We start from the raw sequence: 4,465 nt of genomic DNA on the forward strand, positions 1-4,465 counted from the left end.
ACGGCACTAAACTGGACTGAAAGTTCAGTTTTTTCATTGATCAAATCAAGATGCGGTTTCAAAATTGTCTTTTTAAAGTCTCTATATTCTAGATAAGAGTTTTCGCTAAGTCTTAATGCTCTTTTTAAGTCTTCAATTGATACATCAAAATTTTGACGAAATGCATTTTGTATAAGAAATGGGTAAAGTTTTAAACCATGACCATTCATTGAAACAGCTGATTTTAAAGTAAATTTTGTAAATGGATTCTCTTTGTTGAAAACAGACATCACGTATAATGCAAAGTGAGTAAAAGAAACATAAAAACAGCCGTTTGAATATGAACAAGTACTTATTAATCGGGTTCTAATTGATCTCTGCTTTTCTGTATGAAAAAAGATGACACTGTGCTGATACAACGACTCTACTACTTTATTTAATGCTGAATATGCACTTTCTATTTTGATGCCAGTTAGCTCGGAATACTCTCTAGCTGAGATACTGAACTCAGTTTTTTCATCAAGTTCGTTGTCAGTTAAACGAACTTTAGGGCTGAACAAAAATAAGATTTTTAATAAGTCATCACTGGGCGCTGTTTCATGCTGAAGTTGCCAAAATAAGTTTTGAAAAACTGCAAGTTCTGGAGGGTATTTAAGGTCAATTTTTGAAAGTGGAAAATCAGATTTATCTGTTTCTGAAAAATTTTTTACTTTGCGAAGTGATACTAATCTTTTGTTCAACATGACTATTATTTTAAGTGTGGTTAATTTTAATAATACATACCCCCACTTAACAAATCAATAGGTCGATATTACAGCCTTTTAGGCTAAAAAATATCCTAGTTTTTCACCCCCCTTTGTTGCAAACCTAGTTTTTCACCCCCCCAAACCTAGTTTTTCACCCCCCCAAACCTAGTTTTTCACCCCCACTTAAGTCTCAAAACCTAGTTTTTCACCCCCACTTAAGTCTCAAAACCTAGTTTTTCACCCCCACTTAAGTCTCTGAAAGCATTGCTATATGAATATTACAGGCATGCCGTAAAGCTTTTTTAAAGCTTTTTAAAGCTTTTTAAAGCTTTATAAAAGCTTTTAAAAAGATTAAAAATAGAAAAATGGCAGTGAAATTGCCCTTGGTTTTCGCTACGCTCAAACTCTATTGAATTTCGCTTTGCTCAATTCGAGGGGCAATTTTTGTTATTCTCACTGTGAATCAACACAGATCAAAAACAAAAGAATATTGAATTCGCTTCGCTCATTCTTTTTAAAAAGCAAAAGCTCTAAAGTTCGCGCCTATCGACGCTCTGTAACTCCCGGATGCTGCGAATAATCTGTAATCAGAGAAAAATATGTGTGAAGCAACTTTTCTAAGTTCACTCGTAGACACTCGTTCTGTTCTTACCTTATTTTTTTGTTCCTAACAGTAAATTTAAAATAATTACTGCTATTAAATGACTAAGACTTGGATCTAATTTCAGTATATTTTCTATAAAGATTATTGGATCTATTAAAAGAAAATAAGACCACAAATAAATATTGATCTTCCGAACTTTAATACTAAAAAAAATAATAATTTGCATATATGAGTTTCCTAACTGGCTATATGCAAAATTTTAAAATTATGGTCATAAACAAAAAATCGCAAACTTTTTTGCGGTCATTAAGTTATTGTTTTTTTGATGAAATATGAGTGTAATTAGAAAATATTTTTTTAACTTGATCAGCACTAACAGTATGTTTAATTGTTAGAGTTAAACCTATTGGAAATTCAGGAAGTCTTATAAAATCAAAATTCTTGAGTCCTAACGTATCTAATTTTTTTTCCATAGCTTTTACATATGCTAAGTAATAACGAGAATCTTGATTGAGTTCCATTACACTTTTTCCCGGCAAATCTGATAGTTGAGATTCCTCTATACTTACTTCGTTTTCAAGCAGGAAAATATCTATAGCCCATAGGTGCGAAACAGATTTGTACGTGTTCCACGTATTTTCAATTGATCTTGACGATCCTTTTGTTTTTAGATGCTTAAGGCTGCTTCTATCTGCGGACATATTCCATTCTTGATATGCATATTTTGCTTTTTCTAAAATTGGTTGCTGTCCCAGATTTTCCATACTTAAAAGATGTATTAATTTTGAGCCTGCCAAATATCCATTTTTTTCAATTTTTTTAAGATCATGCATTTCATGATCTATTAAAATCTCTTTAATATATTTTTCTGTATCTTTGAATCGACCAATTTTTATTAAATATTCTATGTATTTTTTATAAAAATATATGTTTCGAGATTTTGAATCTAAAGGAAAAAATTTAAAAGAATCTAATTTGAAACACGCTACAGCATGCACTATTTGAGGATCAAACATTTCAGGTTCAAAATGTATCATCATTAAGCAATTCCCCTATTTAGAAATATAAAATTACATCACGGAGAAAAATCATTTCCCTGGTCCTTTTTTTTCGGTGATGCATAATCAGAATTCTGTCGCTCAAACTCTCTAGTTTTTCGCATACGCTCGCTTACAAGGCTTTGGTACTCATCATCACGTTTTTGCTGTTCAGCGTGTTCTCGCTCATTCTGTGCGTTCTGACGCTGTGTTTCATAATAATCATTCGCCCATTTTGCATTTTCTTTTAAATGAGCCGTATAAACTGGTGTAACTGCAATATCGAAATCAGTTAAATCTGAGAGCAATTTTTTGTTAATGCTGAGTTGTCTCAGCTGACTAACAACATCAAACGCATTTAACTCGTAGACTTTTGAGCTGACCAGTCTTTGAAAATCGAGATCTGATTTTTGGTACTGATTTTCGTAATTAAAATGACTGATGAAAAAATCAGGTGTTTCATATTTCGAGCGACCGAGTGGATCTGTTTCAAACAAATTTTGTTCGGAAAGTTTATTTTTAGAGAGCCATTTTTCTGATTTTTTCAATCTATTGTTTAGATCTTTTTGAATTTTTTCACGTTTAAAAAACTCTTTGTCGTGATAACTTTCAAAAGCTCTAAATGTGTTCGTTAATTCATTTAGTTTTTTATCTTTTAACTCTTGCTCTGCTTGCTTTTGAGCAAGAATTTCAGCTTGTTGTTTTTGCTGTTTAAAAAGCAATTTATTGCTTTCATCTTGAATAAAAAAATCAAGGTGTGCCTTATTTTTGGTATTTAAATATTGGACAGCATTAAAATAAATATCTGCAGATTCTAATTTCAATCTGAGTCGCTTGTTTTCGTTACTTAAATCGAGTGTTTCAGTCGCTAAAACACGATTCTTTTCATAGTTGGGTAGTGCTGATTCAATGATTTTTTGAGCGTATTTTTCTGTAGACTCAAAAAGCCCTTTGGTAGGTATGTTGTCTTGGATCTTGTAGTCAAATGCTGAATTTACTTTTTCGTAATAGCGAGAAATTGGCACATGCTCAGCTTTCGACCCTTTCAAACCTCGTTCTATGCCCAAATGCTCAATTTGTTCGGCAAAACTCGTCTGCATTTTTGAGAGTTCTTCTCTGCCTCCAGTCCATTTTTTCGCATTTAAGCCCTTAGTTTCAGGGTCTAAAGGCACAATATAAGCGACCAAATGCGGAGTTGTTTCATCTCTATGAATGCTTGTTGCTATCACATTTTTTTTACCGTACCTGTCCTCAAGCCATTTTTTGGACTGTTCAAAAAACTCAGCTTCTTTTTCAGTCCCCCACCCATCCCAATTAGGACTACAAGTCACAAGATGCTCAAGACACATCACAGCATCTTTCCTATATTTTTGGGGTAATCGAGCTATTAAATCATTTTTTACGTCTTGAGTAGTTTCGTGTGAGTGCTCGTTCAGGTGCGTTCTATTTTCATCTGCATTAGGAGTGTCACGAATGCGATAATTATGAGAGAGAGAGCCAGCAATTTGGCCCCACGTTTTTAGTTTTGCGAACCGTAAAATAGCATATGTCATACGTGACTCAAGCTCCGTTTGAAAGCGGTATATGAGCCGATGATATTATTTTACGAAGTATAAGTATACTTACTATACTTTCGGCTTCGCACGAAAGAAGTAAGCGAGAGGAGAGACTCCCCTCGACCCCTCTTTTTCAGCAAACTGAAAAAGGATTAGTGCTGTTTTAACAAGTTAAAAAACTGCACCAAATTCTTCAATTTTTGAGATCCAATATTGATCTTGTCCATTTTTGAAATCATATTTTATTCGTTCAAGTAGTTCTTCAGTTGATTCTGCACTTTCTTTAAAACGCTCTAAAAGGTTAAGTTTAATCAATTGTGAGTACACATCTTTAACGCTAATTTTGTTTTCAATTGTTTGTTTTATTTGCTCGGTTTTTTCTATTTTAAGGGTCTTTTTTGTACTTACAATAAAATTAACATGGCTGGCTTTTCGCCCATTTTTTTTGACGGCACTAAACTGGACTGAAAGTTCAGTTTTTTCATTGATCAAATCAAGATGCGGTTTCAAAATTGTCTTTTTAAAGTCTCTATATTCTAGATA

General features: G+C 33.1%; 3 protein-coding genes and 1 pseudogene. All 4 read right to left on the bottom strand.

Going from position 1 to position 4,465, the window contains the following annotated elements:
• On the bottom strand, window positions 1-722 hold a 722-nt coding region (locus BLV99_RS17785), incomplete at its 3' end, for a replication initiation protein (protein ID WP_092693026.1).
• A gap of 918 nt (window positions 723-1,640) precedes the next feature.
• Entirely contained in the window at window positions 1,641-2,369 is a 729-nt protein-coding gene (locus tag BLV99_RS17790) for a hypothetical protein (RefSeq protein ID WP_092693028.1), read from the bottom strand.
• Between the two features lie 35 nt (window positions 2,370-2,404).
• Window positions 2,405-3,919 carry a MobV family relaxase gene (gene mobV / locus BLV99_RS17795; protein WP_092693030.1) on the bottom strand — a complete coding sequence of 505 codons (1,515 nt, stop codon included), beginning with the start codon at window positions 3,917-3,919 and terminating at the stop codon, window positions 2,405-2,407.
• Between the two features lie 174 nt (window positions 3,920-4,093).
• A pseudogene (locus tag BLV99_RS17800) lies at window positions 4,094-4,465 on the bottom strand (RepB family plasmid replication initiator protein); the annotation flags it as partial.

Origin of the sequence: Acinetobacter kyonggiensis, from assembly GCF_900107285.1 — a bacterium.
Classification (GTDB): domain Bacteria; phylum Pseudomonadota; class Gammaproteobacteria; order Pseudomonadales; family Moraxellaceae; genus Acinetobacter; species Acinetobacter kyonggiensis.

Bases quoted from the DNA above. Each gene is read 5' to 3' on its own strand.
- BLV99_RS17790 (WP_092693028.1), bottom strand. From the start codon at position 2,369: ATGATGATACATTTTGAACCTGAAATGTTTGATCCTCAAATAGTGCAT.
- mobV (WP_092693030.1), bottom strand. From the start codon at position 3,919: ATGACATATGCTATTTTACGGTTCGCAAAACTAAAAACGTGGGGCCAA.